The sequence below is a fragment of the Rhizobium sullae genome, from assembly GCF_900169785.1.
Classification (GTDB): domain Bacteria; phylum Pseudomonadota; class Alphaproteobacteria; order Rhizobiales; family Rhizobiaceae; genus Rhizobium; species Rhizobium sullae.
In genome coordinates, this window is sequence record NZ_FWER01000038.1 from 1 (window position 1) to 24917 (window position 24917).

A 24917-nucleotide genomic window follows, 5' to 3' on the forward strand; every position below is an offset into this window, starting at 1 on the left:
AAAGAGACCTTCCGGATCGGCGCCCGACAGGGTGAAATCATCGGTATGGCAGATGCCCGTCGCCTTGACCTCGACCAACACCTCGCCTGCGCGCGGACCCTCCAGATTGACCTCCTTGATCTCCAGCGGTTTTCCTGCCTGAACGGCAATCGCAGCGCGGGTTTTCATATCCTTATCCCCCTTTAATGGTCATTCCCTCATCGATCCGGCTCCGGGAGATAGCCTGGACAGGCGGCGGCCACTCCCTTTGCGGCAACCGGCGAACAACGGATCGAGATGATTGACGTGTGCTGCTTTTCAAGCGTCCGGTCGTCATTGCGTGATCCTCTGATCGTGTTCATCAAGGAGCGGCACGCCATACTCGATCAGCAATTTGTTGATCTCGGTCTGGTTGTCCCTGATGAACGTGTTCAGCGTGCGTTTCCATTGCTGGTCGGAGGGGCGGACGCCCATGGTGATCCGATACGTCATGCGCTGGCCACCCTTCTCTTTGATCAACGGTACGATCGCCAGATCGGCAGCCGACTTGCGGGCATAGTAGCCTGCCATCGGCCCCCAGACGACGGCAGCATCGATCACGCCTTCCAGCATGTCGTTTATCATGACTTCCGCCACCGACGGCGTGACGCGGGTGTCGACCAAGAGCGGATAGACCTTGGCCGTGCGCATGAGTTTTGCTGCCGCCATATTCGCCGATGGCGGCGTCCCCTCGACGACGCCAATCCTCTTGCCAACAAGCTTCTCGTCGGTCAGCGTTTCCACACCCCGAAGATCGCCATCCTTCTTGTAAAGCAGTACATAGGAAGAGCGATAATAGGCATTGGTATTCTGGACGAGCTCGTCGCCTTGGGCATATCCCATGATGATATCACAGCGATTGGCAGCGAGCGTGTTGCGCACGAAGCCGGTAATCGAGGGAAACCACGTATAGGCGACAGAGCGACGGCCTGTGCTGGCCGCGACCAGCTTGGCAAGCTTATCCTCGAATCCTTCGCCGCTTTGGTCGGAAAATGGCATGTTGGACGGATCAGCGCAGACGCGCAGGACGTCGGGATCGACCAGTTCGCCGGCCGCCCCAAGCCCGGCGCTCTGTGCATATGCGGGCAACGGGGCCAATGCTACGACGGCCGTGATGACCAGGGCCGCCTTGTAACTTGCCTGTCCGTCGCACCGCGCCATGTCATCCACCCATACAAGAGGCTTCGTGGTCCTTCGCCGCTTGCGGCTTGTCTGCCTTCTTGGGCGGACGACCGCGTGGCGCGTCACCGACGGCTCGGGCACGCAAATAGACGTAGATGTCGTCAAGGTAGCAATATACGTTCTTGTTTTCGCCGAATGCGGGCATGACGTTTTCCTTGCCGCCGCCGACATTCTTGCGGCCTTCCGCGACGATCGACAAGAACGTTCCGTAGTCCATGCCTTTCATGCTGTTGATCAATGGGGGCGCATAGCTCGAGCCGACGCCGTCCGGTCCATGGCAGACATGACAGTCGGCATGGTAGCGCCGGTAGCCGCTGAACGTGTACCAGTCGACCGTTCCGTCGTCCTGGAACTTAAATGTCGGATTGCCTTCCGCATCGAAATATTTGCCATCCTCGTCCTTCACGGCAGCGGCCTTTTCTTTAGTGTCTTGTGCCTGGGCGTGGCCTGAAATCGTCAGTGGGAGAAAGATCATTGCGAGTACCGAAATTGCGTTGCGAAAAAACATCCGTACCTCTTTTTCGTTTCGCCACGGACACCCGTTTGCTGTCGCGATGCGGCGTTGAAAATGCGTTGTGATTGCGCGGCGAATTCGAGAGCCCGGGTCGGTATCGGCGCCGGGCTCTCATGTGTCAGGCCTTTCGTCGGACAAGGCGTTGGCATGATGCGGTTTCCAGGAAGTCAGTCCGGGAGACCGAAGACGGTGAGTTGGCCGCCCAGCGTCGTATACTCGGCAAGTGCGGCATAGCCACCGACAGCGCCCAGACCTGCCGTAGAAATGGCCTTTTCTTGGTCGGTAGGAGCGTTCTTGCCCGCCACCGCCTGCTGCCAGGCTGCAGCGCCTTCGGCCCCTAAGAGACCACCCGCAAGACCGATGCCAGCCCATCCGCCGACACCCGACAGAACAGCCACGTACTGCTTGCCCTTGTGCTCGAAGGTGTTGATGTTGCCGATGATGCCCGACGGCGTCTTGAACTTGTAGAGTTCCTTGCCTTCGTTATCGATTGCCTTGATGTAGCCTTCCAGCGTGCCGTAGAAGACGACGTCGCCGTCGGTGGCAAGCGCGCCGGACCAGACCGAGAACTGCTCGGGTTTGGACCAGACGATCTCGCCCTTGGCTGCATCCCAGGCAATGAAGTTGCCCATGCCGCCATGGCTGCCGGGCGCAGGATACATCGCGACCGTGGCGCCGACATAGGGTTGACCGGCGGTGTAGCTGACCTGGTAGGGCTCATAATCCATGCAGACATGGTTGGTCGGCACGTAGAAGAGACCGGTCTTTGGCGAATAGGCCGCCGGCTGCTGGTCTTTTGTTCCTAGAGCGGCCGGGCAGATGCCCGTCGAATTCACGTCCTCGCCGTTCTGCTGGGTCGAGTATTGGGCAACCACCTGCGGACGGCCATACTCTTTGCTTTTGGGATCCATGACCACTTCCGTCGCCCAGTTCACCTTGGGATCGTACTTCTTGGCGACGAGGAGCTCGCCGTTTGCACGGTCCATTGTGTAGGCAAAACCGTTGCGGTCGAAGTGAACCAGGACGTCGCGTTTCTGGCCGTTGATGTCCATGCCATCGACAAGAATCATCTCGTTGACGCCGTCAAAGTCCCATTCGTCGTGTGGGGTCATCTGGTAGACCCACTTGGCCATGCCCGTATCGGCATCACGTGCGAATATCGTCATTGACCAACGGTTGTCGCCTGGACGCTGAACGGGGTTCCAGGTCGAGGGATTTCCTGTTCCGTAGTAAACCAGGTTGAGCTTCGGGTCATAGGAAAACCATCCCCAAGTGGTTCCACCGCCGGTCTTCCACTGCTCGCCTTCCCAGGTGTTGATGCCGGAATCCTTGCCGACAGGCTTGCCGAGATGGGTGGTTTTTTCCGGGTCCATGAGCGTCTCGGAATCGGGTCCAGTAGAATAACCTTTCCACGCGAGCGAACCGTCCTTGAGGTTGTAGGCGGCGATCCAGCCGCGCACGCCATATTCCGCGCCCGACACACCAATCAGCACCTTGTCCTTGTAGACCATCGGTGCGGCTGTGCCGGATTCACCCTTGCTGCCGTCAGTTTCGGCGTTCTTCACCGACCACACGACCTTGCCGGTCTTGGCGTCGAGCGCAACGACCGTCGTGTCAGCCTGGTTAAGGATTATCTTGCCATCGCCATAGGCGACGCCGCGATTCACAGTGTCGCAGCACATGATCGCAATGACGTTGGGATCCTGTTTGGGCTCGTATTTCCAGAGGATCTTGCCGTCGTTGTTAAGATCCAGGGCATAGACTGTGTTGGGGAACGGCGCGTGGACGTACATGACGTCGCCGACCACCAGCGGTCCGCCCTCATGACCACGCAGGACGCCGGTCGAGAAGGTCCACTTGACCTGCAGGTCCTTCACATTCTCCTTCGTGATCTGGTTGAGCTTGGAATAACGCTGATTGGCATAATCGCCAGTCGGCATCGCCCAATTCTTCGGGTCGGACGCAAGTTTCGTCAGCTCGTCATTGGCCAACGCGTTCCCAACAGCGGCCGCGGTCAGAAGTCCAGCGGCGGCCAGCGGTACGTATATGCTTTTTTTGAGTGTGCGCATGCGAAGTCCTCCCGATGTTGTTTTTCACCCGAGGATCGTCATTACCAACCTCGGGAGACCACAAGGGCCGGCCCAAGCGTTCAGCTTGTCTATGGGAGATGCGCTTCCGTCAGCGTGTCACGATTCGGCAGGGTGGGCAGGGGCACCGTTATTGCCCATCCTCGTACCTACGAGACTCTGCCGCTCCCATGCAGCAAAGCCTTGAAGCCGGAAACCATGAAAAAGAATAATCCTTTCAAAGGGCGTAAGCAATAATAAATATATCGCCTTGTGCAGGGCAATATATTAATGCTGCTCTGCAATATACTAATGCTGCTTAGCAATATTCCTCATAATGCAAACGACGCAATCCAGCACCAGAGTGCCCATAGTAATTATTTGCGCATATAACACTATTAGGCGAGAATAGATTAGTCAGGCTTCAGATCAACGTCGGCGGAGGTTGCGGTGCTTACCGAAGTCCTACGAGCCATCGTCTTTCTCACTGCGCTCACGGGTGCGATCACAGCTTCACGGGCCGCCACCTATCCTACGATCGCAGTCGTGGACTACGTCTATGCCTGCATGAAGGCCAATGGAGAAACACGCGCTGCGCTCGAAAATTGTTCTTGCTCGATCGACGTCATCGCCTCGATCGTCCCGTACGAACGCTACGAGGCGGCTGAGACCTTCAGGAGCCTTGGACTCCAGACCGGCGAGAGGGGTGTGCTGTTCCGGCAGAGTGCGCCGGCGAAGTCTGCAGCCGCTGAGCTGAGGCGCGCCCAGGCCGAGGCAGACGTCCGCTGCTTCTGACGGGGCCCGCGGGGCCACGGGCGACCGGTCTTGCGGCAGGATAAGACTTCTCCTGTTGCGGACGCAAGTCAGGGAAACCTCGTCCGGAAATCCGAAACCAGGTCGTCCAGCGCCTTCGTGTCGCGCGCCTGGCGCGCCATCTCCACTTCGAAGATGCCGAGCACATGGGCTGGCCGTGATGACAGCACTATAACGCGATCTGCCAACAGAAGTGCCTCCCGCAGATTGTGTGTCACCATCAGGGCGGTGGTAGGCCTCGCCGACCAGACCGTCATCAGAAGGCGCCGCAATCTATCGGCCGTCCGTTCATCGAGCGAGGCGAAGGGCTCGTCCAGCAAGAGCACTGCGGGTTCTGTGGCAAAGGCACGCGCCAGGGCAGCGCGGCGTGCAAGGCCGAGCGAAAGCTCCGAGGGATAGAGCGACCGCATGGCCGACAGACCCAGAATGTCGAACAGCCCGTCCAGGTCCATGTCCCGTGCATCTCGAGACAGCGCAAGGCGGACATTCTGCTCCACCGTTCGCCAGGGGAGAAGCACCGGCTCCTGGAATACCGCGGCAATGCGATTGGAACCGCCTTCGGGCAACTGGTAGCTGCCGGAAAACTCCCGGTCCAGCCCCAAAAGGATGCGCAAGGTCGTGGTCTTGCCGCAGCCCGACGGCCCGAGCAAACAGGCAAACTCTCCCTGCCTCACCTCGAATGACAGTCCGCGGAGGGCCGCAATGGTCACGTCCTCAGCCGACCGGAACGTCTTCTCGGCGATTTCGACCTTAAGCGGGGCGGCGGCGCCAGCGTGTTGCGTGTCGTTCAAATGGCTGCACCAGAAAGAGTTCGATCAACAGCATAATGGCAACGAAGGCAAGCGAATAGGCGAGGATGGCGGCGACGTCGAATATCTGGAAGTGAAGATAGATCTGAAAACCCACCCCGTTTGACCGGCCGAGTAGTTCGACAACGAGCACGATCTTCCAGATCAGCGCAATTCCGGACCGCGAAGCGGCCGCAAAATAAGGCTGCAGTTGCGGCATCAGGATATGGCGGATTCTGTCGAGCGGACTGAGGCGGTAGACTTTCGCCATTTCGGCGTAACGGGGGTCGAGTGCACGTGCGCCCTCGCGCATGGTGACCACGACGTTGGGTATCTTGTTGATCGCCACCGCGCTGATCGCAGCCGCTTCAGTCAGGCCGAACCAGATGTAGGCAAGAACGATGACGACCAGTGCCGGGAGGTTGAGAAAAAGGATAAGCCACGGATTGAAGAAAGAATCCGCCCGCCGGTGGGTACCGAGCAGGACGCCGATGACCGACCCGGCCAGCATCGCAACAACATAGGCGGCGGCAACCCGGAAGAGCGTCATGGCGAGATGATAGGCGAGATCGCCGCTTGCCGCCTCCTTGACCAGCACGCGCCAGACTTCGATCGGCGGCGGAAACACCCGGCTTGGCCAGATCCCGGCCGCAAGGTTCCAAAGCAGGCACAGTCCGAGCAGGGATGCCAAGGCCGTTGCTGCCGGCAGAAGACCACGGGAGATGGCGTGTGCTCGCCGGCCTGCAGCCACCCCATTTTCCAGCCCGGGTCCTGCTGTCATGTCTTTAAGGCCCAGAACGTTCCCGGAGCCATCTGCCGCGCCTCACCGACAAGCTTCTCCCCACCCAATTCGGCCAGGATTGCGTATAGCTTGGCGGCATCTCTCTCCTCCTCTGCGAGCGGCCTGTTCGGGATGCCTTCGCGGTAGCGATCGCGCAGCACCTCGAGTTCCCGGCCTTCGGCCCGCACGATCGGTGCCAGCCGCTGCCATTCAGCATCCGACCGGGCCAGAAGCTTCTTCGCCTCCCCGCTTGACCGGAGAAAGTTCAAGGCCACGTCCGAGTTTTCGTTCGCCCATTTTTCATGAAAAACATATCCGAGCGCCGAAACCGGCCCCGATGCCCCGAGCGCCCTGGCGGCATCGTCGGCACCGATGAGGCGACGAAAACCGTTTGCCTCCAGCCGGGCGCAGAAATGCCAGAAATTCAGCACTGCATCGAGTTCGCCGGAGATGGCCTTTTCCGACAGAAGGGGCGGTGCGCCGAAAACGATGTCGCTTTTAGTGGTCAGGTCAATCTTGTGATCACGCCGGGCAAGGCCCTGGATCAGAAGCCAGCTCTTGTCGAGCGAACCGCCGGTCACACCGATTTTTTTTCCGACGAGATCAGGGATGGCACGAATGGGCGCATCCTGCTTGACCATGATGGCGCCAACCGCAGTCGAGTAAGGTGCGAGAGTGAGATCCGTGCCCTGCGAACGCTGGCGCGACACCCACAGCCAATCGGAAACGATCATGTCGAGGTCGCCGGCCAACATGGCGACGTTGGTGGCGTCTTCGCCCGCAAAGTAAACGATCTCCACGTCGATCCCGTTGGCGGCATCGAACTTGTTGTGCTTGATGGTGTCGAGTTCCCAGTTCACCGTCCCGAACCTCAAGACACCGACCCGGATCTTCGGCGCTGACGGCTTGGCCAAGGCATGGAAGCTCAGGGGGCTCACCGCAGCCAGCAAGGCTGCTCCGCAAATCCCGCGCCTCGATATGTTCATGATGCCACCTCCCGGCAAAATGTTTGCAGCGACGTCATATGTCCCGCCTCCTGCCCGGAAAGACACATGTCCAACGGATGACCTTCAGCGACGGATGGCTCCCGGACCACTTTGCGATCTCCGCCGGCGCCAGGATCATGCATTGGCCAAGCGATCCGCGGCTTTCAAAATAGAGATGCTCGGTGCGGCAACTGGTCGGGTTGGCCAACAAGCAGACGGTCAGGACGAGATCGACGAGGTTCAATGAAGCACCTTTCACTGCACGGCATGCGCATGCGAAGAACTACGGACTTGCGTACTTGGCATGCCGCCCGCTTGGTGGCTTTCACAAGGTGCCCGATGGGAAGCCGGCAGTGAGGATACGCGGGTCACAAAGACGCGTCAATCATTCCGCGAGGAACCGCGCCACCTCTGGAGAGTGCCGCGGCCATGTTGACATGCCCCCAGTGTCATATCCTGCCTGAAGCAATTCTAGAAACAGGGACCCGGCCACCAGCTGTCATTTCGCCTCGAGCGCTTCCTCGATCGTCTTGGTAAGCGCATACAAACGCTGTTCGATCAGCGTCGGGACCTCGCAGACGAAGGTCAGCGACTGCGCACGCTCCTGAAAAACACGTGTCTGAAACATGAGCCGGTCATTGCGCAGCGCGACCTCGTTCGGATCAGCATCGGGCTTTGCCCGAAGGGCGTCGACCGCGGAGGCCTCCTGACGCAAGAGTGTTGCCATGTCCCTCTGCCGGTGGGCATACCGCGCAATGCCGGAGATGACGTCAGATCGCTCCCGGTTCATATGATCGAAAAGCCCCCGCACAAGCATGGCCATGCGGTTCTTCCTCTCGCCCTCCGACAGGCTTTCCTCAAAAGCGCTGATCTTTTGCTGCGCTTCCTGCAACGAAACGCGGCGTGCCGAAAGCTCCTGCACCAGCGCAGCGATGGCCGCATCTTTGGACCAATCGGCGGCCGTCTGCGGCAGTTCGGGGCCATTCCAGATCTGACCGAGCGAAAGCACTGGCACCTTGCGCTGGATACACGGCCAGTCCGGATCGTTACCCTGCACGGATAAGGCGGGCCACGAGACGATTGCGCCAAGTGCGACGGCGGTGAGAATGTATGTCGGAGATCGCCATCCCATTAGGTATTTCCTCCCGTGTCCTGCCTGCGGCTGAGCAAGCCATTCGATGGATCATAGGCAAGAATTGCGCCCCCGAGAAACAGCGCCGTACATCCGATCACGACGGCAAGCGATCCCCAATCGATCTGTCCATAAATCGCGAAGCGAACCAGCTCGACCGCATAGGTGAACGGATTTGCGAGGCAGATCTTGTGAAGGAGCGGGCTCGATTCCTGGATACGCCAGAGCGGATAAAGCGCGGGCGAGGCAAAATACATCGGGAAGATCACGAAGTTCATGACGCCCGCAAAATTCTCGAGCTGCTTGATCATCGACGACAGGAGCATGCCGAGCGAGCAGAGCATCATGCCTGACAGGAACAGCGCGGGCAGAACCAGCAGGTAGCCGACCGGCGGCGGTTTGACACCCCAGAACCATGCAATGGCCAGGAAGGCATAGACCTGCATGATCGATACCGCAACACCTGCAAGCAGCTTGGAGACCAGCAGGAACCAGCGTGGAAACGGGCTGACAAGCAGGGTCCGCATGTTGCCCATCTCCCGGTCATAGACCATGGAGAGCGATGACTGCATGCCGCTGAATAACAGGATCATGCCGCACAGGCCAGGTGTGATGTAGACCTCGTAGAGCACGTAGGTCTTGTAGGGTGGGATGATCGAAACACCGAGCACCTGGCGAAATCCTGCGGCGAACACGAAAAGCCAAAGCAGCGGGCGAACCAGCGAGGAGATGAAGCGCTCACGCTGGTTGAGGAAACGAAGGCCTTCGCGATATAGAATTCCCTTCAGACAAATGAGATGCTGACGCAAGCTGAAGCCGGGAGTTGAGGCAGGACCAGCAGGAATTGTGCGTGGATCACCTTGGAATGCCATCACGGTGCTCCTTCCGCCGGAGCGAGCCCGGTTAAGGCGACAAATGCCTGGCGAATGCCGTCTGTACCAGCCGAACGGACGACGTCATTCACGGTACCATCCGCCAGCACCTTCCCCTTGTGGAGGATGACGACATGGTCGCCCTCGTCAACCTCATCGATCAAGTGGGTGGCCCAGAACACGCTGATGCCATCGGCCGCCACAAGCGCCCGGATGGTCGAAAGGATCTCTGCGCGCGACTGTATGTCGAGCCCAACGGTTGCCTCGTCGAGCAGCAGCAATGGCGGCCGGTGCAAGAGTGCGCGTACAATCTCGATGCGCCGCATCTGCCCGCCGGAAAGGCCACGCGCCTTGTCGTAGAGCCTGTCGCTCATGTTCACCTGGGCAAGCAGTGTTTTAATCCGCTCCATAGCCTGTTCGTGGCCGATTCCATGCAGCGAGGCGTGGTAGGAAAGGTTCTGGTAGACGCTGAGGTCGAGATCGAGCGTCCGCGCCTGGAAGACGATACCGAGGCGGCGCAGCGCTTCGCCAGGTTCCCGGCTGATATCGTGGCCGAAGATGCGGATCGAGCCGTGGCGGGTGTTGTAGAGATGGCTGATCAACGAAAGCAGCGTGGTCTTGCCGGCCCCGTTGAGGCCGAGCAGCACGGTGAAATGGCCTGTCGCGATTGAGAAGGAGACGCCGGACAGAGCCTGCTGCTGTCCATAGAAAAAGCTGACCTTCGAAACGTCAAGCGCGGCGGGCAGGCTCACCCCATCCTTCGCCTTCACATGCTGCATGGCGCCGTATCCTCCCACCTGGAAACCCTAATCCTCCCTGCCCTATTTGATGGTGATCGTTCCTTTCATGCCCTTGTCGGCCAGATCGGGAACAGACCACATGTAGGTGCCCGGCCGGATGGTCGTAAATTGCACCTGCATCGTGCCTTCCTTATCGAATTCCAGCCACGCAGGCGCACCGTTCATGTGAACCTCCAGATCGTTGATGACGATCTGGTTCATCCAGACATTGCGGAAAAAATCCGTGGCAAACTTGTATTCGAGCCCCGCTGCCGACGTAATTTTCCAGCGGTATCCCTGCCCGGCGATCAGTTCGAAATCCTTCTGATTGACGGTGAAACTGTCGGCGGCCGATCCGAGGATTAGTTCAGGCACATCCTTGCTGGCACGGGTCACCTTCTGAGCGGCGGCCGGAACGGCTGCGGCATCGTCATCATGGTTGCCATCTGCATCTTGTGCAAAGCCTGGAACCACCAACAAGGCTGTTCCAACGAGCACCGTCAGCGCGATGGCCTGATATTTCTGCATATTTTCCTCCCTTTGATTATCAGAAATGCCTGCGCAACCAGTCAGTTCGGGGACACGACCACACCCCAGGGCAGCGCCCCGACGGTCACGGATTGAACCGGCTCATCGGTCGCGACATCGATGAAAGTGATGTCGTTGGATACCCCGTTTGTGCTGATGATCGCCTTTTGGTCGGGGGTGAAGGCCAGTTGCCAGACCCGCTGCCCGACCAGCACATATTTTTCGACCTCGTAGGTCTGCGCATCGACCACTGCGACACGATTCGCGGGGCCGAGCGCGACATAGGCCTTCTTGCCATCGGCGGTGATGCGCACGCCCACCGGCTGAATCGCTTCCGATCGCAGGCCGGGTATCTCGAAGGTGATCTTGTGCTTCACTTCCCGGCTGGTGTTGTCGATGACGGAGACGGTACCGCCGATTTCGGCGCTGACCCAGACCTCCGAATTGTCCGGCTTGAACTCGGCGAACCGTGGCCTGGAATCGACGAGAACATTGTGGGTGATTTCGTTGGTTTCCGTATCGATGAAGTGCGCCATGTTGGTCGTTTCGGAGGTGTTGACCATGGACTTTCCGTCCGGGCTGATGCCCATGCCCTCGGGTTCGACGCCGACCGGCACTTCGGCCCGCACCTCTTTGCTTTCAAGATCGATGACCGTGACGAGATTGTCGTCCTCGTTGGCGACATAGAGCGTCTTTCCATCAGGCGAGAGGACGAACAACTCCGGATCAGGCCCGGACGGCAGCGATCCGACAATCTCGTAAGTCGTCGTATCGATGATCTCGATCGTGTCGTCGTCGCTTGCGCAGAGGTAGATGAACTTGCCATCGCGTGAAATGGTGATGCCGCGCGGCCGCTGGCCGACATCAATCGTGCGCAGCACTTCCTTCGTCTCCGAGTCCACCACGCTCACCGTGTTGTCCTTCTCGTTGGAGACATACACCATGTAGGCACAAGCGGGTGCCTGCAGGCCGGCCGCCACGACAAATCCCAAGGTCAGAAAAGTCAGTCTTCGGTGCATCTGGCTCTCTCCCTCTCCGAAGCTATTTCAGCGTACATCGGGTTTCCGGCTGATCGACACCGAGCGTGTCGAGTTCGGAAACCTGGTGCAGAAACCCCTCCTGCGGTGACGTCGACACCACGGAACGCCCGTCTCCGAGGAAGATCGGCTGGCGCAATTGCCAGTTCCAGTTCCGGAAGGTCAGCTTCTGTCCCTTGAAAGCCGCAATCGAAAAATCATCGGCGCGGATGAAGGCGGAAATCTTCCCGGGGTCAGTACCTTGCGTGCGCGTCGCAGCCTCGCCGATAATTCTCGCCGCAGTCCACGCGGCCATGTCCTTCGACAGCATGCGCCTGCCATTCGTCTTGGCGAAGCGGTTCTGGATCTGGGTGCCGCCCCATTGCTCGCTGGCCGGATGCCAGGCGGATGGCATGAGGCCGGCCGTTCCGGCAACGGGGCGCGGGATCCATGTGCGGAATGGTACGTAGGTGCCGAAGACCTCGCTTTCGTCGGCCACGAGCAACACGTCGTAGTCGGGAAAATCCTGCGTGAAGACCGGCATTTGCCGCTGAATCTGGACCACGCCGGTATCCGTCCGCCGCGCCGTGCCGGTGTCGATAAACTCCTTTTCCGCGACGATCTCGCCGCCGAAGCGCATGGCGGCGCGCCGCAGCGCGTCGGCAAAAAGCTTGTCCGGCGCATGGGAGCCGAAAACCAGCACCCATCGACGCCACTGTTTCCAAATCAGATACTGCGCCAGCCCGTCGGCGAGCATGGTGCGGGTAGGCGCAGTGTGAAACACGTTCACCCGGCACTCCTCCTCACGCAGACTGTCGTCGGTGGCGCCGACATTGAAGATCAAAACGCCCCGTTCGCGAGCCAGATCGGCGATCGACAGAAGCTGGCCGGCTGACAGGTCCGCGAGAACATAGAGAACACCTTTCGATATCATCTCGTTAAAAGCCGGAACGATGTCAGCATCGGGCCTGACCTCGGCCACGTCGAGCGAAAACGTTTGTCCAAGAAAGGACCCGGTGGTGTTGTTGTCGCCGATCGCCACCTTCGCGCCCGCAACGCCTTCGTCGCGCGGCGGCACATCTAGGACGGAAAGCGCCAGCCGGGGTGCATAGGCGCGAAGATAGCCCAGCCGGATCTGCGAAACCTGCTGCTGGGATTTGGCCGGCTTGTTGACCGGAGCGGAAGCGGGTTCATCCGCAACGGCGCTAGACGGGCCGAAAAGCGCAAGAAAAGCCACGACAAACAATATGAGGACATTAGGCACCGCACATCCCACACGATTAGCAGAATGCTTCAGTTCCGACGAAAACCGGATCTGTGCAATTCTAAGGTGCCGCCGTCAGCTTAAACGACATACTTTCGATTTCAAACTGAAAATTTAACGGCGTCACCGCGCCGCCCTGCTTCGGACCAGAACCTGCGTGGCCTGGTCTGTATCCGCGCCCGATCGGCTCCACGTGTGTGCAGGAGCGAGACGAGACGTTCTCGTTGGATTCGATCTTGGTTTCGTCGCGGCGGTGAATGAGCCCATCCTTCAAGGCCGGATGCGACGCCACGTCCGCCATCCCGAAGTCGCGACAAATGCAGAGCTCCCAATACTTGAGGCGGTCAAGGTCCAAGCGCTCGTCGTTTCGGTTGGGGGTTGGGCAAACGGGTGGTGGTGCATATGAGACAGGCGGTCGCGTATTGTGTTTCAACTGAAAGCAGATTCCTGCCCTCCTGAAATCCGAATGCAACCTCCCTCCCGAATTCTCGCCGCCGCCGTCGTTCGTATCTGATCGACGACGGAATTGAACAAACACGGAGGTTGTCACCATGACTGGGAAGCACGTCAAAACCGGGGTGATCGTGGTCGATCGATCCGATCCCGCCATCGTGCCGGCGAAGAAAACAAATGGGCCGAGCGGGCCACAGATCGTCGGTCTCCGTCACGTCGGCATGGTCGCCGAAAACCCGGCTGCGCTTGGACGATTCTATCAGGATACCCTGGGGCTTCAGCTGGTCGGCGGCAGTGGCGAAGAAAACCCGTTCGGCGCCAGCGCCTTCCTGAGCAGCGATCCAGCCGAAGATTCTCATCAGATCGCTATCTTCACCGATCCTGCCTTGCGCCACGTCGCATTCAAGGTCGCTACATTGGCCGACCTGCGTGCCGCCTACCATCGCATCGTCGACATGGGGCTGGCGATCAAGATGGCCTTCAATCACGGCGTATCGCTTGCGTTCTATTTCGAAGACCTTGAGGGGAACCTCGTCGAGGTCTACTGGGCAACCGGCATCGCGCTCGGCCAGCCTTATGGGGATCCGCTCGATTTGACGCTGCCCGAAGAGGCTTTGCGGCAGGATATCGAGCGCGTGGCGCGGCAGGCAAATGCGCCCGGTTCTCTATCTGCGCCATCCACATCAGCGTCATAGCGCGGAGCGGCTCTCCCCGTTCATCCCTGCCATTCAATTCACGCCTGAAGAGGAAATAGCAATAACGAAACCGCTATCGCTATCGCGCGCGCCCTGCTGTGCCCGGCGACGACATGACGGACGTCTGGCAGTCCCATATGGTCGATCTCATCTCACGGACCGTGGGAGAAGAACGCATCGTCGACGAATTTCTGTTCTCTTTCATTCACGACAGCGAGATGGCGTGGATCTTGCCCGGCGTCGAGCCGACCGGCAGGCTGGCGAACATCCCGGTGTCATCGCGTCGGACTTGCACGGTCGCCCGTGGGGACGTTTCGGAGTTTCCATGTGTTGCTTTTTATCATAACGCGTTATTGATGAGGCGGGCGCGACGGGCATCAGGCAGTCGAAACCAAAAGCGATCGCCGGCAGTTAAAATAATGCGGAAGCAATCGCGAGAAGGCTCACTGCTAGCGCAGCAAGACTGGGGATCATGACGGCGACGCCGGAAACCAACGCCAGCGCGGCTACCCAATCGAACGGCCTGTCAACAGACCTGATCATGACAGCTTCCCTTCTTTCTGTCCTTTAAACGAACGATGTCGATCAGACGTATGTTCCATGTCCTCTGCAGCCCCCTCGCCTTTCCGCTTCTTGTCACGAAGGGGAGCGTCCGCGGCATTGGGAAGCAGCACCCTTTCCGCCGCACCGTCGAGATCGTCGTACTGGCCGCTGCGTATCGACCACAGGAACGCCATCAGGCCGACGACACCCATTCCCAAGGCGATTGGCACAAGACACACGAGATAGTTCATCGGGCAGCCTCTTTGAGATCAAGCCCACGAATAGCCTTGGGCCGCCGCCGGGACGAAACCTTGTCGCCCGAAAGGCGCAAGGCATTGCCGACAACGAGGATCGATGACGTGGACATCGCGACCGCCGCCATGAGAGGCGTGACATGGCCCGTGATAGCAACAGGCACGACCAGAACGTTGTAGGCGACGGCAAGGGCGAGGTTCTGCCGTACCAGTCCGGCGGCGGCACGCGCAACGCCTATCGCTTGCGGGACAGCTTCCAGGCTCCTGCCCAGGAAGACAAGATCGGCGGCGTTCCGCCCGATATCCGCAGCCGACGAGGGCGCCATCGAGACATGCGCGGCAGCGAGCGCCGGGGCATCATTCAACCCGTCGCCGACCATCAGGACGTGGTGGCCGGCCGCTGCCAACTCCGTCAGCCGCTTGACCTTATCTTCGGGGACGGCGCCGTGGCGATGTTCGGTGATGCCCAGCACAGCGGCAACCTTGCCGACCTCCGCGGGACGGTCGCCGGAGAGAACCTCGGTTGCCAGTCCGTCGGCTGCCAGCCTTTGGACCGCGGTCCCGGCCCCGGGGCGCGTTTCGTCGGCGATTGCGAACCAGCCCGCCGGCTGTCCGTCGCGCAAAAGCCATACGTCTGCCTGCTTCGAATCCTCGAATGTGCCCTTGGAGACCCATTCCTTGCGTCCCAACCTATAGACGGTTCCGCCGATACGGCCTTCGATTCCGTAACCCGGAATCTCGCGGAAATCCTCGACCTCGGCCTCGGCTGGCTGTAGCGCGGTGACGGCCCGCGCTGCCGGATGCCTCGACAGCGCGGCAAGCCCGGCCGCGGCGGCCAGATCCCACGGCGCGACCGTGTGCTCGATGACGCGGGCGACTCCGGTCGTGAGCGTCCCCGTCTTGTCGAAAACCACGGTGTCGACCTCGGCGAGCCGCTCCAGCGCGCTGCCATCTTTGAGCGTGATGCCGAGGTCGAACAGCCGGCGGGCGGCCATGACCTGGACCATGGGCACTGCCAGGCCCAGCGCACATGGGCAGGTGATGATGAGGACCGAAATCGCCACTGTGATCGACCGATGCCAGTCGCCCGTCTGCAGCATCCAGGCGGAGAAGGTCGCCAGTGCGAGCAGATGGACGATGGGGGAGTAAAGCGCTGCCGCGCGGTCGGCGATGCGGCGGTAGCGGGCACGGCTGTCCTCCGCCGCCTCCATCAGTCTCACCATGTCGGCAAGGAAGGAATCCTGTTCCCTCCTGTCGACCCGGACTGTCAGCGCGCCATCGACGCTCATCGTTCCGGAAAGAACGATGCTCCCGGGGTGCGCGCTTTCAGGCGCGGACTCGCCGCTTGCCACCGAAACGTCCAGGTTCCCCGTGCCCGAAACGACGGTTCCGTCGACAGGCATACGGTCGCCCGGCCCCACGAAGACGATGTCTCCCGGTTCGATCTTCGTCAATTCTTGGAACTCGCGGCTTCCGTCCGCCCCAATCACCGTCGCGCCCCGCGGCAGCAGGCGGGCAAGTCCGGTGACGGCAGTCCGCGCCTTCTGCCGCATCGCGTGGTCCAGCGTGCGTCCTGCCAGGAGAAAGAAGATCAGCGACGTGACCGCGTCGAAGTAGGCGTGCGGTCCTCTGGCAATGGTGTCGTAGAGGCTCAGTCCCAGTGCGAGCAGGATACCGACGGAGATCGGCAGATCCATGCTGGCCATCCGCTTCCTCACCGCATTCCACGCCGAAACGAAGAACACCCGTCCGGAATAAGCAACAGCGGGTATGGCCAGCAGCGCAGAGATCAGGTGGAAGGCATTCCGTGTCCCAGCGTCGGCGCCCGACCAGATGGACACGGACAGCAACATGATGTTCATGGCGGCGAAGCCCGCGACCGCCGTCGCTCGCAGCAGCCGGGACATTTCTGGATCGCGTCCACGGTCCCCCGTCTCTGCAAGGCAAGCGTCGTATCCGAGGTCCCGCAATGCCTCGATCATCGGAGGCACTTGGTCCTCGGCCCTCCACCTGACGGCGACGCGCCGGGACGTCAGGTTCAATCGTGCCGCCACGACGCCGTCGAGGCGCTGCAGCGCGCCCTCGATCGCGGCAATGCAGGCGGCGCAACGCGCCTGCGGCACCGAGAGGTCCGTCTGGAACATGCCATCGCCGAGGTCGCGGCTCGCGAGTACGATTTCGCGCGCGGAAATTTCTCGCGGCGGCACGAGCAGCAAGTCGGCTTCGGTTCCCATCGCACAGCAGCTCATTGTCCCGGGTCCTCGGAACGTGCCACGGCCCTGTAGGCATGCCAGGTGGCGTGGCCCAGCAGAGGAAAGAGAACGATCATCCCGATGAGGCCCGTTGCGACGCAGGCTGCAAAGAGCACGAGCAGCATCGCCCCCCAGGCGACCATCGGCGTGAGGTTATTCCACACCAGCTTCATGCTCGAACCCATAGCGGTCAGCGCATCGACACGCTGATCAAGCAGCATCGGCACCGAAAAGACACTGACGGCAAAGGCGAAGGCCGCAAAAAGGCCGCCAATTGCCGTCCCGACCACCAGCATCGTCCAGCCGTAGGCCGTACCGAACAGCATGCCGGCAATGTGGTCGAGGCCGGGGAATGCTGTCACCCCGAAAAACAGGGCGTAGAGGAGCACGGCGGCCCGCGTCCACAAAAGCACGAGCATAAAGAGGAGCAGGCCGGCGAAGAACACCTGCGCACCGGCACGGGGCCGTACAAGCAACATCGAGCCGAAGCCGATCTGCCGGCCCTCTTCGATCGACCGGCTCTTCTCGTAGAGGCCGATTGCCAGAAACGGGGCAACGATCATGAAGGCCGCTAGCGCAGGAAATAGAATGTAGTCGAGCCCAAAGGCGACGAGCATCCAGACGAACGCGACGGAAAGAAGGAAGACGCCTATTCCGTACGCCAGGCTCGAAGCCGGCCGCGTCCAGAAGTCCCGCCAGCCCGCTGACAGCCAACGGAGCCCCTCAAGGACGGGCAGCCCTCGCTGAAGGCGGGGATCCCGCGTTTCGCCAATGCCCGACGTCTCGCTCAGCAGCCAGTACGACTTGTCGCTCTCGCCCATCTCGTGCCTCCTCAGCATGCCGGCTTGGCAGCACGATAGCCGTGACCATCGCCCACTGATTTCAAATGCTCGACGCATTCAGGCTGCGACTGGACGGCCACGTAGACCAGGTGCGCATTGGCCGCGGCCACCAGAAGCAGCCCTGCGGGGATCAGCGCCCAGAGGAGCCACTTCGTTCGGGATCTCTTCATGTGTCCGGTCATGGCTGTTGCGTCCCCAGGTCGTGGACGTAGAGCGCCAGCGTCCGGATCTCGGCGGTCGTCAGCCTCTCGTCCCAGGTCGGCATGTGGCCCTGGCGCCCACCGTGCACGGAGGCGATGATCGTGTCCAGGTCACCGCCGTAGATCCACGTGGAGTCGGTGAGGTTCGGAGCGCCCACGTCGCTTTTTCCCTTGGCGTCTTCGCCGTGGCAGGCGGCGCAGGTGGTGACGAACACTTCGCGCCCAGCCTCCAGGCGGTCGACGTTTGCCGGCGTCGAGTAGTCCGAGTGGGACAGCGAATAGACATAGGCGGCGACGCTTCGGACCTGCTCGCGGTCGAGCATCTGATCGCGCCCGAAGGCCGGCATCTGCCCGATCCGGCTTTCCGCATGCCGGGTGTTGATGCCGACACGCATCGTCTGCTCGATAAGCTGTGGACCTCCGCCCCAGAGCCAGTCGTCGTCTGTGAGGTCGGGGTAGTTCGCCCGCCCCTTCCCGTCCCTGCCGTGGCAGGCCGCGCAATTGTCGCCGAAGAGCTGCCGTCCGGTATCGCGCACGGTCTGCATCAGCGCTTCGTCGGAGAGAATGGTGTCGTAGGGCTCTGTCGCGATGCGGCTCATCCAGCCGGACCGGCTGCGCTCGGCCTCGACGACCTGAGCCTCGACCGTGGTCTTCTGGTCGATGCCAAAGAGCCCCTTGGTGTAGGTCGTTCCGAGCGGCCAGGCCGGCACGAAGAACCACCAGGCAATGGCCCAGATGTGGGTCACGATCAGGAAGATGAGAACGCCGCGCGGAACGGGCGTGTCCAGTTCCGTGATGCCGTTCCACTCGTGGCCGGTCGTCTCGCGGCCGGTGACAGGATCGCGCTCAGTCACTTCCATGGCGTGTCATCCCGCTCGAGGATGCTGTGCTTGGCCCGGTCGAAGCGCGTCCGGTTCGACGGCCAGAAGGTGTAGACGAGCACGCCGACTGCAAGGGCCATCAAGTAGAGCAGTCCCCAGCTCTTGGAGAATGCGACGACGGTGTCGTGGTCCAGGTCCATGTGACAGTCCTCCGCCTTCAGTTTCCGGGATCCGGCTTCTTCTCGGGAGCCGCGGTATGTTCGTACGCGGCATTGGTCAGCCGTCCCAGCACCTGGAGATACGCGACGAGCGCGTCCATCTCGGTGACGTGCGTCGTGACGCCGTCGAATGCGCTCACCTGCGTCTCCTCGCCGTAGCGCTCGGTAGCTCCCGCGGCAAAGTCCGTGTCGGGAGTGGCCTGGCCGTAGGCGTCCCGCGCTGCGTTTTCCACCATCTCGTCGGTGTATCGAACGCCAAGGGCCTGCTGCGCCGCGAGGTGCTGTGGCAAATCATCCATCTTCAGCGGGTTCCGCGCCAGCCAGCGATAGGCGGGCATGTTCGATTCTGGGACGACGTCCCGCGGGTTGGTGAGATGGGCAACGTGCCAGAAGTCGGAATACTTTCCGCCGACGCGGGCAAGATCCGGGCCTGTCCGCTTCGAGCCCCAGAGCATCGGGCGGTCATACCGGGATTCGACGGCCAGCGAATAAGGGCCGTATCGCTCCACTTCGTCACGGAGTGTGCGGATCATCTGGCTGTGACAAGCATAGCATCCCTCGCGGATGTAGATGTTGCGCCCGGCGAGCTCCAGAGGCGTATACATCCGCATGTCCGGCGCCTCTTCGACCGTCTCGTCGATGGTGAAGAGAGGGGCGATCTCGACGATGCCGCCGACGCTCGCAGCCGCAATAATTGCGATCACGAAGCCGATCGCGGAACGCTCGAGCTTGCGGTGGAAGAGTTCTGGCATGTCGTCACTCCCCCGGTACGGCGGTGGGGACGACGGGCGTATCCCCTTCATGCGCCACGGCAAGCTGCGCGGACCGAGCGGTCATCCAGATGTTCCAGCAGCCGACGATGGCGCCGAGAAGAAAAAGCAGGCCTCCGAAAGCGCGGGCGATGTAGTACGGATACATCGCCACCAAGGAATCGACGAACGAATAGGCAAGCGTCCCCTCCCCGGTATAGGTCCGCCACATCAGGCCCTGGATGAGGCCGGAGTTCCACATCGCGAAGACGTAGATCAGCGTTCCGGCGATCGCCAGCCAGAAATGCACCTCGACGAGCGCCGCCGAATACATGCGCTCGCGCTTCCACAGGCTAGGCACCAGTGTGTAGAGCGAGCCGAAGGTGATCAGCGCGACCCATCCGAGCGCTCCGGCATGGACGTGACCGACCGTCCAGTCCGTGTAGTGCGACAGCGAGTTCACCGGCCTGATGGCGAGGAACGATCCCTCGAAGGTGGAAAGCCCGTAAAATACCGCGGCCGCCATCATGAAGCGCAGCGTCGCGTCGTCTCGAACCCGGTGCCAGGCACCGTTGAGCGTCAGCAGCGCGTTGCCGGCCGACGCCCAGGACGGCACCAGCAGCATGACCGAAAAGGTCATGCCGAGCGTCTGCACCCAGTGGGGAAGTGCCGTGTAGTGCAGGTGGTGGGAACCGGCCCACATGTAAAAGAAGGTGATGCCCCAGAAGCTCAGGATCGACAGCCGGTAGGAGAAGATCGGCCGCTGCGCCCGGACCGGCAGGTAGTAGTAGAGCATTCCGAGGAAGCCGGCCGTCAGGAAGAAGGCGACGGCGTTGTGTCCGTACCACCACTGCACCATCGCGTCCTGGACGCCCGGCCATATGGTGTAGCTCTTGGCGTGTCCCAAGGAAACCGGGAGGGCGAGATTGTTGACGATGTGGAGGATCGCGACGACCAGGATGAACGCCATGAAGTACCAGTTGGCGACATAGATGTGCGGCTCCTTCCGGCGGGCGATCGTTCTGATGTAGAGCACGAGGTAGGTGACCCAGACGACGACAAGCCAGATGTCGGCGTACCATTCGGCTTCCGCGTATTCCTTGGACTGGGTGATACCCATCAGGTAGCCTGACACGGCCAGCACGCAAAACAGGTTGTAGCCGAAGAGCACGAACCAGGGACTGAGCTGGCCCGCCAGCCGCGTCCGCGAGGTTCGCTGGACGACGTGGAAGGAGGTAGCGATCAATGCGTTGCCGCCGAAACCGAAGATGACGCCTGTGGTGTGCGTCGGCCTTAGGCGACCGAAACTGGACCATCCGGCGTCGAATGCGAGATCCGGCCAGGCGAGCTGCGCCGCCACCCAGACTCCCATGAACATCCCGAACACAGCCCAGGCCATGGAAAGCACGATGCCGACCTTGATGGGATCGTCGTAATATGACGCCTCTCGGTCCTCAACTGCTTCAGGCTCGAAGAGCGACGACATGACGAGGTAGAGGAGGACGCCGGAAAACAGCATGACGATCACGCCGTGGACCCCGAGGACGTCCGACCGGCCGGCCGCTGCCATCGTTGCGCCTGCTATCGCGACAGCAATCGCGATGGCGAAGGCGCTCTGGCGCTCCGAGATCGTAAGCTGCGTGATCATTCTTTATCCCCCGCGCCGTGCAATTCACCACGCGACCTCTCGCAACCGCCGCGGACGTTGAAGCGGCTCCCGCACAAGTAAAGTGTGTGTGTATACGAGATCGGCAAGGTGTAGCCGTCGAAGACTTTGGCACACCCTGTCGGCCGGTGAGGTGGGAGGAATGCGCGTTTACCTTGCAGCGTGCGATCCTGTGCGCCCGGCGAGACGTGAAAGAGCAATTTCGCATTGAGGCTGCAACCCTCGCTTCTCGACGAAGCCCCCAAGGTCGCCGAGACGGAAGGCGTGGCGCTCAATCAGCTAATCAATGTCGCAGTGGCCGAAAAGCGCTCGGCGCTGCGCACGGAAAGCTATTTTCAGGAACGCGCGGCCCGCGCCGACATCCCCAGAGCGCTCGACATTCTCAAGCTGGCTGGCAAGGGGAATCCGCCCGTCAAGGGCGATGAAATGCCGAACTGAACAGGCGAGCGACCCCGAATGACCCGTCAGGCTGCTCCACCGGCAGATGTGGGGCACCTGCGCTCCCACCAAGCCTTATTTGCTTCCTGGCGCTCTGCCGGGCCTGAACCGGGCTGTCCCTCGATCATCACCTGCATCTCGGTGATCCGTTCTCTCAGCGGGCGCGGCCTCTTTCATGCCACTTCCTGTTTTCCGAGAAAGAGCTACACGACCCGTGGGCGATGTGAACGCAACTTAAACCTTTTTCGGCGCGGGATAGGTGCGGGCAAGCTTCCCTTCTTCCGCCTTGTAGAAATATTGGCTGGCAATCAGCCATCCCTTGAGAGGCCGCAAGGGCGGGATACAGGTGGCCAGCATAAATGGACCGGTGACCAGCAGATGGACCCACAGGGGTGCGCTGTACTGGACCTCGAGCCATACGCCGAGCAGGACACTGGGCACACAAGCGAAGCATATGACAAAAAATGCGGGACCATCTGCCGGATCGGCGAAACCGTAGTCGAGGCCACAGACTTCACATTCGGGCCGGATCTTTAGGAAGCCGTTGAAAATATGCCCCTGGCCGCAACGTGGGCATCGGCCTCTCGGCCCCGTTGTCGTTGGGGGAATTGGCGGCCACTCCGTTTGCATGATGAATGCTCCCATGTCTACGATCAATATCATTATTGACTGCATTCAATATAGATACATTTACTTGATTGATGCGATACGACATAGTGCCGCAGAGCCCATCGCCCGTGAACGAGAGCAAATTCGCTGATGCGAAGTCGAAACTAGAAGAAGGACGCCGCGAGTTCGGGCGGGCCTTCGAGTGCGTGCCCCATGAATTCCAGAGCACCCCCGAGCTTTTCGCGGTCGATCGGGCCGCCTAGGCAGACGCGCACCGCTTCTGGCGCCTGGCCTTCGACCGTGAAGGCGTCGCTGGCAACGACGCCAATGCCCGAGGCGCGCATATGGCTGCCGAAGGTCGACCGCGTCCAGCCATTCGTCAGTGGCAGCCAGATGTTGAAGCTGATGGGATCGCCGCGATAGCTACCGGCCGGAAGGATGGTTGCAACCATTTCCTGGCGTGCTGTTGCCTCCTTGCGGATGAATCGAAGGATGGTATCGGCTGTGCCATCCTCGATCCAACGCGTGGCAAGCGCCATGTTGAGCGGTGACGCCATGACATTGTTGGCACGCATGGCACTCACGAAGGGCCAGATCGCCTTGGTATCTGGTGCAACGACATAGGCCAGCCGGAGACCGGCGCCGATGCATTTCGCCAAGCCACCGATATGCCAGGTGAGGTCCGGAGCCATTGCCGCAAGCGGCGGCGGCGCATGCAGCGGAATGAAGCCATAGGCGTCATCCTCGATGATCGGGACGTGATATTTGCGCGCCACTGCGCAGATCTCTTCGCGCCGCCGCTCCGGGATAGTCAGGGTCAGCGGGTTCTGCAGGGTGGGGTTGAGATAAAGCCCCTTGGGTCTCAATCTCTCGCAGGCTTCGGCAAAGGCGTCCGGCAGAATGCCGTCAACGTCCATCGGCAATCCCGAAAGATTGAGACGCAGCTGCGCCGCAATCGAGCGGATGCCCGGATAGGTGATGCTTTCCGACAGGATGGTTTCACCGGGCTTTGCCAGCATGCCGCAAATCGCCAGCAGCGCCGGGTGAGCGCCGGGCGTCACGAAAATACGCTCCTGGGAAGGGACAAGGCCGCGACGGCTGAGCCAGGCGGCGGCGGCCTCCTTGTCCATGCCCGAGCCGCCAAATCCCTGATAACGCAGAAGCGGGATAAGGCTGGAAGCCACCGCCGAGATACCCTCGCGCATCCGCGTGATCAATTCCGGATCGGTCGGCTCCGGCGGCATATTCATCGAAAGGTCGATCGCCGACATACGGCGCGGATCGGGGGCGGTGCCGGACGCAAAGCCCCGGCGCTCCTTGTCGGCCCCGCCGGTGACGAACGTGCCACGGCCGACGTGCGAATCCACCAGTCCGCGCTTCTGCGCTTCGGCATAGCCCCGCGCAACAGTCGTGAAATCGATATCCAGATGTTTCGCCAGTTCGCGCTGCGGCGGCAGACGATCACCGATGGCCAGATGACCGCTGCGCAAATCCATCTCGATAAGGTCGGCAATAGCCATATAGCGGGGGCTGCTGCTGCGGGTAAGGTCGGGTCGCCAGTCTTTCATCGTGATATCGCCATGTCCTTCTTCATCTACATTGACTGCATATTGTTGCAATCGCCCTCTGTCACGTAAAATGACACAAATTCCAGTGCCAATGGCGACAGAGGCTCAACGTTATACACATACTTTGCCTTTCCATGAATGATTGATGGTCAATTGAATGCATTCATTTTGAGCTTTCGTGCATTCTATTTTTGCGTCTGATCGCCCAGAAAATCAGCCGATAGAATTTCCTCCTCATAATTGATCGCATAATTGAATGTATTTTTGCATTGTTTGACTGCCATTTGTGCCAAATCAATCTGGCACACAGCTTGCAATTGGATGGATGCTCCCCGGATGGGGATCGGATTTCAACCAAGGAGCCATCCATGCCCGAAGTGACCAAGCCAGCCAATCAGAAAGGCGACTTTCTTGTCGATTACGAGGAAAAGGTTTTTGAGGACGTACAGGCCGGCGACGGTGAAAAAGCCCTCGTCACTTTCCATACCGTGGCCTTCGAAGGATCGATCGGATTCGTCAACCTGCTGCAGGCGACGCGCCTGAGGCGGAAAGGTTTCGAGACCTCGATCCTTCTCTATGGCCCGGGCGTGACGCTCGGCGTCCAGCGCGGTTTTCCGACCCTCGGCGCGGAGGCCTTTCCCGGCCATCTGAATTTCAACAACCAGATCGTCAAGTTCATGGAAGAAGGTGGCAAGGTCTACGCCTGCCGTTTTGCCCTCCAGGCGCTTTACGGCCATGGCGAAGGTGCGCTGATCCCGGGCATCACGCCGATCAGTCCGCTCGACGTTCTCGACCTAGTCCTCATCCATCGCCGCGACGGCGCCTTCATCCTTGATACCTGGACCCTTTGATCCGCTGGGGCGGAGCACC

At 60.6% G+C, this 24917-nt stretch carries 28 protein-coding genes and 1 pseudogene; 4 read left to right on the forward strand and 25 right to left on the reverse strand.

Annotated elements, in window-relative coordinates; all coding sequences use genetic code 11:
• The 4 genes and pseudogenes from BN1800_RS40605 to BN1800_RS26855 all read right to left on the reverse strand — a co-directional run.
• Positions 1-168: pseudogene (locus BN1800_RS40605) on the reverse strand (S-(hydroxymethyl)glutathione dehydrogenase); the annotation flags it as partial.
• Positions 169-312: 144 nt separating this feature from the next.
• Positions 313-1179: a substrate-binding domain-containing protein gene (locus tag BN1800_RS26845; RefSeq protein ID WP_087001875.1), complete on the reverse strand. Its 867-nt coding sequence runs from the start codon at positions 1177-1179 to the stop codon at positions 313-315.
• A gap of 1 nt (position 1180) precedes the next feature.
• On the reverse strand, positions 1181-1708 hold the full coding sequence (locus tag BN1800_RS26850) for a c-type cytochrome, methanol metabolism-related (RefSeq protein WP_087001876.1): 528 nt from the start codon (positions 1706-1708) through the stop codon (positions 1181-1183).
• A 173-nt stretch (positions 1709-1881) separates the two neighbouring features.
• A complete protein-coding gene (locus BN1800_RS26855) occupies positions 1882-3783 on the reverse strand; it encodes a methanol/ethanol family PQQ-dependent dehydrogenase (protein WP_087001877.1) in 1902 nt (633 codons plus the stop codon).
• Positions 3784-4230: 447 nt separating this feature from the next.
• Between BN1800_RS26855 and BN1800_RS26860 the strand changes: the two genes are divergently transcribed.
• A complete protein-coding gene (locus BN1800_RS26860; protein ID WP_425299068.1) occupies positions 4231-4575 on the forward strand; it encodes a hypothetical protein in 345 nt (114 codons plus the stop codon).
• Between the two features lie 68 nt (positions 4576-4643).
• Here BN1800_RS26860 and BN1800_RS26865 read toward each other — a convergent pair whose 3' ends face one another.
• The 10 genes from BN1800_RS26865 to BN1800_RS26915 all read right to left on the reverse strand — a co-directional run bounded on the left by BN1800_RS26865 (position 4644) and on the right by BN1800_RS26915 (position 13094).
• Positions 4644-5384, reverse strand: a complete 741-nt coding sequence (locus BN1800_RS26865) for an ABC transporter ATP-binding protein (protein ID WP_087001878.1) — start codon at positions 5382-5384, stop codon at positions 4644-4646.
• A complete protein-coding gene (locus BN1800_RS26870; RefSeq protein WP_087001879.1) occupies positions 5344-6162 on the reverse strand; it encodes an ABC transporter permease in 819 nt (272 codons plus the stop codon). Before BN1800_RS26870 ends, BN1800_RS26865 begins: the two co-directional genes overlap by 41 nt.
• A complete protein-coding gene (locus BN1800_RS26875) occupies positions 6159-7148 on the reverse strand; it encodes an ABC transporter substrate-binding protein (RefSeq protein ID WP_087001880.1) in 990 nt (329 codons plus the stop codon). Before BN1800_RS26875 ends, BN1800_RS26870 begins: the two co-directional genes overlap by 4 nt.
• A gap of 499 nt (positions 7149-7647) precedes the next feature.
• Complete coding sequence (locus BN1800_RS26885) at positions 7648-8280, reverse strand: hypothetical protein (RefSeq protein WP_087001881.1); 633 nt, start codon at positions 8278-8280, stop codon at positions 7648-7650.
• Positions 8280-9152 carry an ABC transporter permease gene (locus BN1800_RS26890; protein WP_087001882.1) on the reverse strand — a complete coding sequence of 291 codons (873 nt, stop codon included), beginning with the start codon at positions 9150-9152 and terminating at the stop codon, positions 8280-8282. Before BN1800_RS26890 ends, BN1800_RS26885 begins: the two co-directional genes overlap by 1 nt.
• Positions 9152-9931 carry an ATP-binding cassette domain-containing protein gene (locus BN1800_RS26895; protein ID WP_087001883.1) on the reverse strand — a complete coding sequence of 260 codons (780 nt, stop codon included), beginning with the start codon at positions 9929-9931 and terminating at the stop codon, positions 9152-9154. The genes BN1800_RS26890 and BN1800_RS26895 overlap by 1 nt, the downstream gene beginning before the upstream one ends.
• A gap of 42 nt (positions 9932-9973) precedes the next feature.
• Positions 9974-10459 (reverse strand): cupredoxin domain-containing protein, encoded by a 486-nt coding sequence (locus tag BN1800_RS26900; RefSeq protein ID WP_087001884.1) that lies wholly within the window; start codon positions 10457-10459, stop codon positions 9974-9976.
• 41 nt (positions 10460-10500) lie between these two features.
• The gene (locus BN1800_RS26905; RefSeq protein WP_087001885.1) at positions 10501-11478 is read right to left on the reverse strand and encodes a YVTN family beta-propeller repeat protein; all 978 of its coding nucleotides are present in this window, start codon (positions 11476-11478) and stop codon (positions 10501-10503) included.
• 22 nt (positions 11479-11500) lie between these two features.
• Positions 11501-12739, reverse strand: a complete 1239-nt coding sequence (locus BN1800_RS26910; protein ID WP_244564656.1) for an ABC transporter substrate-binding protein — start codon at positions 12737-12739, stop codon at positions 11501-11503.
• Positions 12740-12800: 61 nt separating this feature from the next.
• A complete protein-coding gene (locus BN1800_RS26915) occupies positions 12801-13094 on the reverse strand; it encodes a hypothetical protein (protein ID WP_143534101.1) in 294 nt (97 codons plus the stop codon).
• Positions 13095-13290: 196 nt separating this feature from the next.
• On the opposite strand from BN1800_RS26915, the gene BN1800_RS26920 reads away from it, so the two are divergent.
• Positions 13291-13887, forward strand: a complete 597-nt coding sequence (locus BN1800_RS26920; protein ID WP_087001887.1) for a VOC family protein — start codon at positions 13291-13293, stop codon at positions 13885-13887.
• 411 nt (positions 13888-14298) lie between these two features.
• On the opposite strand, the gene BN1800_RS43500 is transcribed toward BN1800_RS26920, so the two are convergent.
• The 9 genes from BN1800_RS43500 to ccoN are packed head-to-tail and all read right to left on the reverse strand — an operon-like array spanning position 14299 to position 21414.
• Positions 14299-14430, reverse strand: coding sequence for a hypothetical protein (locus tag BN1800_RS43500; protein WP_260308507.1), 132 nt, complete (start codon positions 14428-14430; stop codon positions 14299-14301).
• The gene (ccoS, locus tag BN1800_RS26925) at positions 14427-14681 is read right to left on the reverse strand and encodes a cbb3-type cytochrome oxidase assembly protein CcoS (protein ID WP_087001888.1); all 255 of its coding nucleotides are present in this window, start codon (positions 14679-14681) and stop codon (positions 14427-14429) included. The genes BN1800_RS43500 and ccoS overlap by 4 nt, the downstream gene beginning before the upstream one ends.
• Positions 14678-16933, reverse strand: a complete 2256-nt coding sequence (locus BN1800_RS26930; protein ID WP_087001889.1) for a heavy metal translocating P-type ATPase — start codon at positions 16931-16933, stop codon at positions 14678-14680. Before BN1800_RS26930 ends, ccoS begins: the two co-directional genes overlap by 4 nt.
• Positions 16930-17757 carry a DUF2189 domain-containing protein gene (locus BN1800_RS26935; RefSeq protein WP_087001890.1) on the reverse strand — a complete coding sequence of 276 codons (828 nt, stop codon included), beginning with the start codon at positions 17755-17757 and terminating at the stop codon, positions 16930-16932. Before BN1800_RS26935 ends, BN1800_RS26930 begins: the two co-directional genes overlap by 4 nt.
• 11 nt (positions 17758-17768) lie before the next feature.
• Positions 17769-17948 carry a hypothetical protein gene (locus BN1800_RS26940; RefSeq protein WP_244564657.1) on the reverse strand — a complete coding sequence of 60 codons (180 nt, stop codon included), beginning with the start codon at positions 17946-17948 and terminating at the stop codon, positions 17769-17771.
• An 8-nt stretch (positions 17949-17956) separates the two neighbouring features.
• Positions 17957-18838: a cytochrome-c oxidase, cbb3-type subunit III gene (gene ccoP / locus BN1800_RS26945; RefSeq protein ID WP_087001892.1), complete on the reverse strand. Its 882-nt coding sequence runs from the start codon at positions 18836-18838 to the stop codon at positions 17957-17959.
• Positions 18829-18999, reverse strand: coding sequence for a cbb3-type cytochrome c oxidase subunit 3 (locus BN1800_RS26950; RefSeq protein WP_087001893.1), 171 nt, complete (start codon positions 18997-18999; stop codon positions 18829-18831). Before BN1800_RS26950 ends, ccoP begins: the two co-directional genes overlap by 10 nt.
• Positions 19000-19016: 17 nt before the next feature.
• Positions 19017-19769, reverse strand: coding sequence for a cytochrome-c oxidase, cbb3-type subunit II (ccoO, locus tag BN1800_RS26955; RefSeq protein ID WP_087001894.1), 753 nt, complete (start codon positions 19767-19769; stop codon positions 19017-19019).
• Between the two features lie 4 nt (positions 19770-19773).
• Positions 19774-21414 (reverse strand): cytochrome-c oxidase, cbb3-type subunit I, encoded by a 1641-nt coding sequence (gene ccoN, locus BN1800_RS26960; protein ID WP_087001895.1) that lies wholly within the window; start codon positions 21412-21414, stop codon positions 19774-19776.
• A 225-nt stretch (positions 21415-21639) separates the two neighbouring features.
• On the opposite strand from ccoN, the gene BN1800_RS26965 reads away from it, so the two are divergent.
• Entirely contained in the window at positions 21640-21870 is a 231-nt protein-coding gene (locus tag BN1800_RS26965) for a hypothetical protein (protein ID WP_087001896.1), read from the forward strand.
• 234 nt (positions 21871-22104) lie between these two features.
• On the opposite strand, the gene BN1800_RS26970 is transcribed toward BN1800_RS26965, so the two are convergent.
• Together BN1800_RS26970 and BN1800_RS26975 are read right to left on the reverse strand one after the other, a co-directional pair.
• Entirely contained in the window at positions 22105-22500 is a 396-nt protein-coding gene (locus tag BN1800_RS26970; protein WP_087001923.1) for a DUF983 domain-containing protein, read from the reverse strand.
• A 143-nt stretch (positions 22501-22643) separates the two neighbouring features.
• The gene (locus BN1800_RS26975) at positions 22644-24047 is read right to left on the reverse strand and encodes an aminotransferase-like domain-containing protein (RefSeq protein WP_087001897.1); all 1404 of its coding nucleotides are present in this window, start codon (positions 24045-24047) and stop codon (positions 22644-22646) included.
• Between the two features lie 368 nt (positions 24048-24415).
• Between BN1800_RS26975 and BN1800_RS26980 the strand changes: the two genes are divergently transcribed.
• Positions 24416-24898 carry an MSMEG_0572/Sll0783 family nitrogen starvation response protein gene (locus BN1800_RS26980; RefSeq protein ID WP_087001898.1) on the forward strand — a complete coding sequence of 161 codons (483 nt, stop codon included), beginning with the start codon at positions 24416-24418 and terminating at the stop codon, positions 24896-24898.
• Positions 24899-24917: the final 19 nt, after the last annotated feature.

Bases quoted from the DNA above. Each gene is read 5' to 3' on its own strand.
- ccoN (WP_087001895.1), bottom strand. From the start codon at position 21,414: ATGATCACGCAGCTTACGATCTCGGAGCGCCAGAGCGCCTTCGCCATC.
- BN1800_RS26900 (WP_087001884.1), bottom strand. From the start codon at position 10,459: ATGCAGAAATATCAGGCCATCGCGCTGACGGTGCTCGTTGGAACAGCC.
- BN1800_RS26975 (WP_087001897.1), bottom strand. From the start codon at position 24,047: ATGAAAGACTGGCGACCCGACCTTACCCGCAGCAGCAGCCCCCGCTAT.
- BN1800_RS26935 (WP_087001890.1), bottom strand. From the start codon at position 17,757: ATGGGCGAGAGCGACAAGTCGTACTGGCTGCTGAGCGAGACGTCGGGC.
- BN1800_RS26885 (WP_087001881.1), bottom strand. From the start codon at position 8,280: ATGGGATGGCGATCTCCGACATACATTCTCACCGCCGTCGCACTTGGC.
- ccoS (WP_087001888.1), bottom strand. From the start codon at position 14,681: ATGAACTATCTCGTGTGTCTTGTGCCAATCGCCTTGGGAATGGGTGTC.
- BN1800_RS26930 (WP_087001889.1), bottom strand. From the start codon at position 16,933: ATGAGCTGCTGTGCGATGGGAACCGAAGCCGACTTGCTGCTCGTGCCG.
- BN1800_RS26920 (WP_087001887.1), top strand. From the start codon at position 13,291: ATGACTGGGAAGCACGTCAAAACCGGGGTGATCGTGGTCGATCGATCC.
- BN1800_RS26870 (WP_087001879.1), bottom strand. From the start codon at position 6,162: ATGACAGCAGGACCCGGGCTGGAAAATGGGGTGGCTGCAGGCCGGCGA.
- BN1800_RS26980 (WP_087001898.1), top strand. From the start codon at position 24,416: ATGCCCGAAGTGACCAAGCCAGCCAATCAGAAAGGCGACTTTCTTGTC.
- BN1800_RS26895 (WP_087001883.1), bottom strand. From the start codon at position 9,931: ATGCAGCATGTGAAGGCGAAGGATGGGGTGAGCCTGCCCGCCGCGCTT.
- BN1800_RS26845 (WP_087001875.1), bottom strand. From the start codon at position 1,179: ATGGCGCGGTGCGACGGACAGGCAAGTTACAAGGCGGCCCTGGTCATC.
- BN1800_RS26855 (WP_087001877.1), bottom strand. From the start codon at position 3,783: ATGCGCACACTCAAAAAAAGCATATACGTACCGCTGGCCGCCGCTGGA.
- BN1800_RS26890 (WP_087001882.1), bottom strand. From the start codon at position 9,152: ATGGCATTCCAAGGTGATCCACGCACAATTCCTGCTGGTCCTGCCTCA.
- ccoP (WP_087001892.1), bottom strand. From the start codon at position 18,838: ATGGAAGTGACTGAGCGCGATCCTGTCACCGGCCGCGAGACGACCGGC.
- BN1800_RS26970 (WP_087001923.1), bottom strand. From the start codon at position 22,500: ATGCAAACGGAGTGGCCGCCAATTCCCCCAACGACAACGGGGCCGAGA.
- BN1800_RS26875 (WP_087001880.1), bottom strand. From the start codon at position 7,148: ATGAACATATCGAGGCGCGGGATTTGCGGAGCAGCCTTGCTGGCTGCG.
- BN1800_RS43500 (WP_260308507.1), bottom strand. From the start codon at position 14,430: ATGATCAGGTCTGTTGACAGGCCGTTCGATTGGGTAGCCGCGCTGGCG.
- BN1800_RS26940 (WP_244564657.1), bottom strand. From the start codon at position 17,948: ATGAAGAGATCCCGAACGAAGTGGCTCCTCTGGGCGCTGATCCCCGCA.
- ccoO (WP_087001894.1), bottom strand. From the start codon at position 19,769: ATGCCAGAACTCTTCCACCGCAAGCTCGAGCGTTCCGCGATCGGCTTC.
- BN1800_RS26905 (WP_087001885.1), bottom strand. From the start codon at position 11,478: ATGCACCGAAGACTGACTTTTCTGACCTTGGGATTTGTCGTGGCGGCC.
- BN1800_RS26950 (WP_087001893.1), bottom strand. From the start codon at position 18,999: ATGGACCTGGACCACGACACCGTCGTCGCATTCTCCAAGAGCTGGGGA.
- BN1800_RS26850 (WP_087001876.1), bottom strand. From the start codon at position 1,708: ATGTTTTTTCGCAACGCAATTTCGGTACTCGCAATGATCTTTCTCCCA.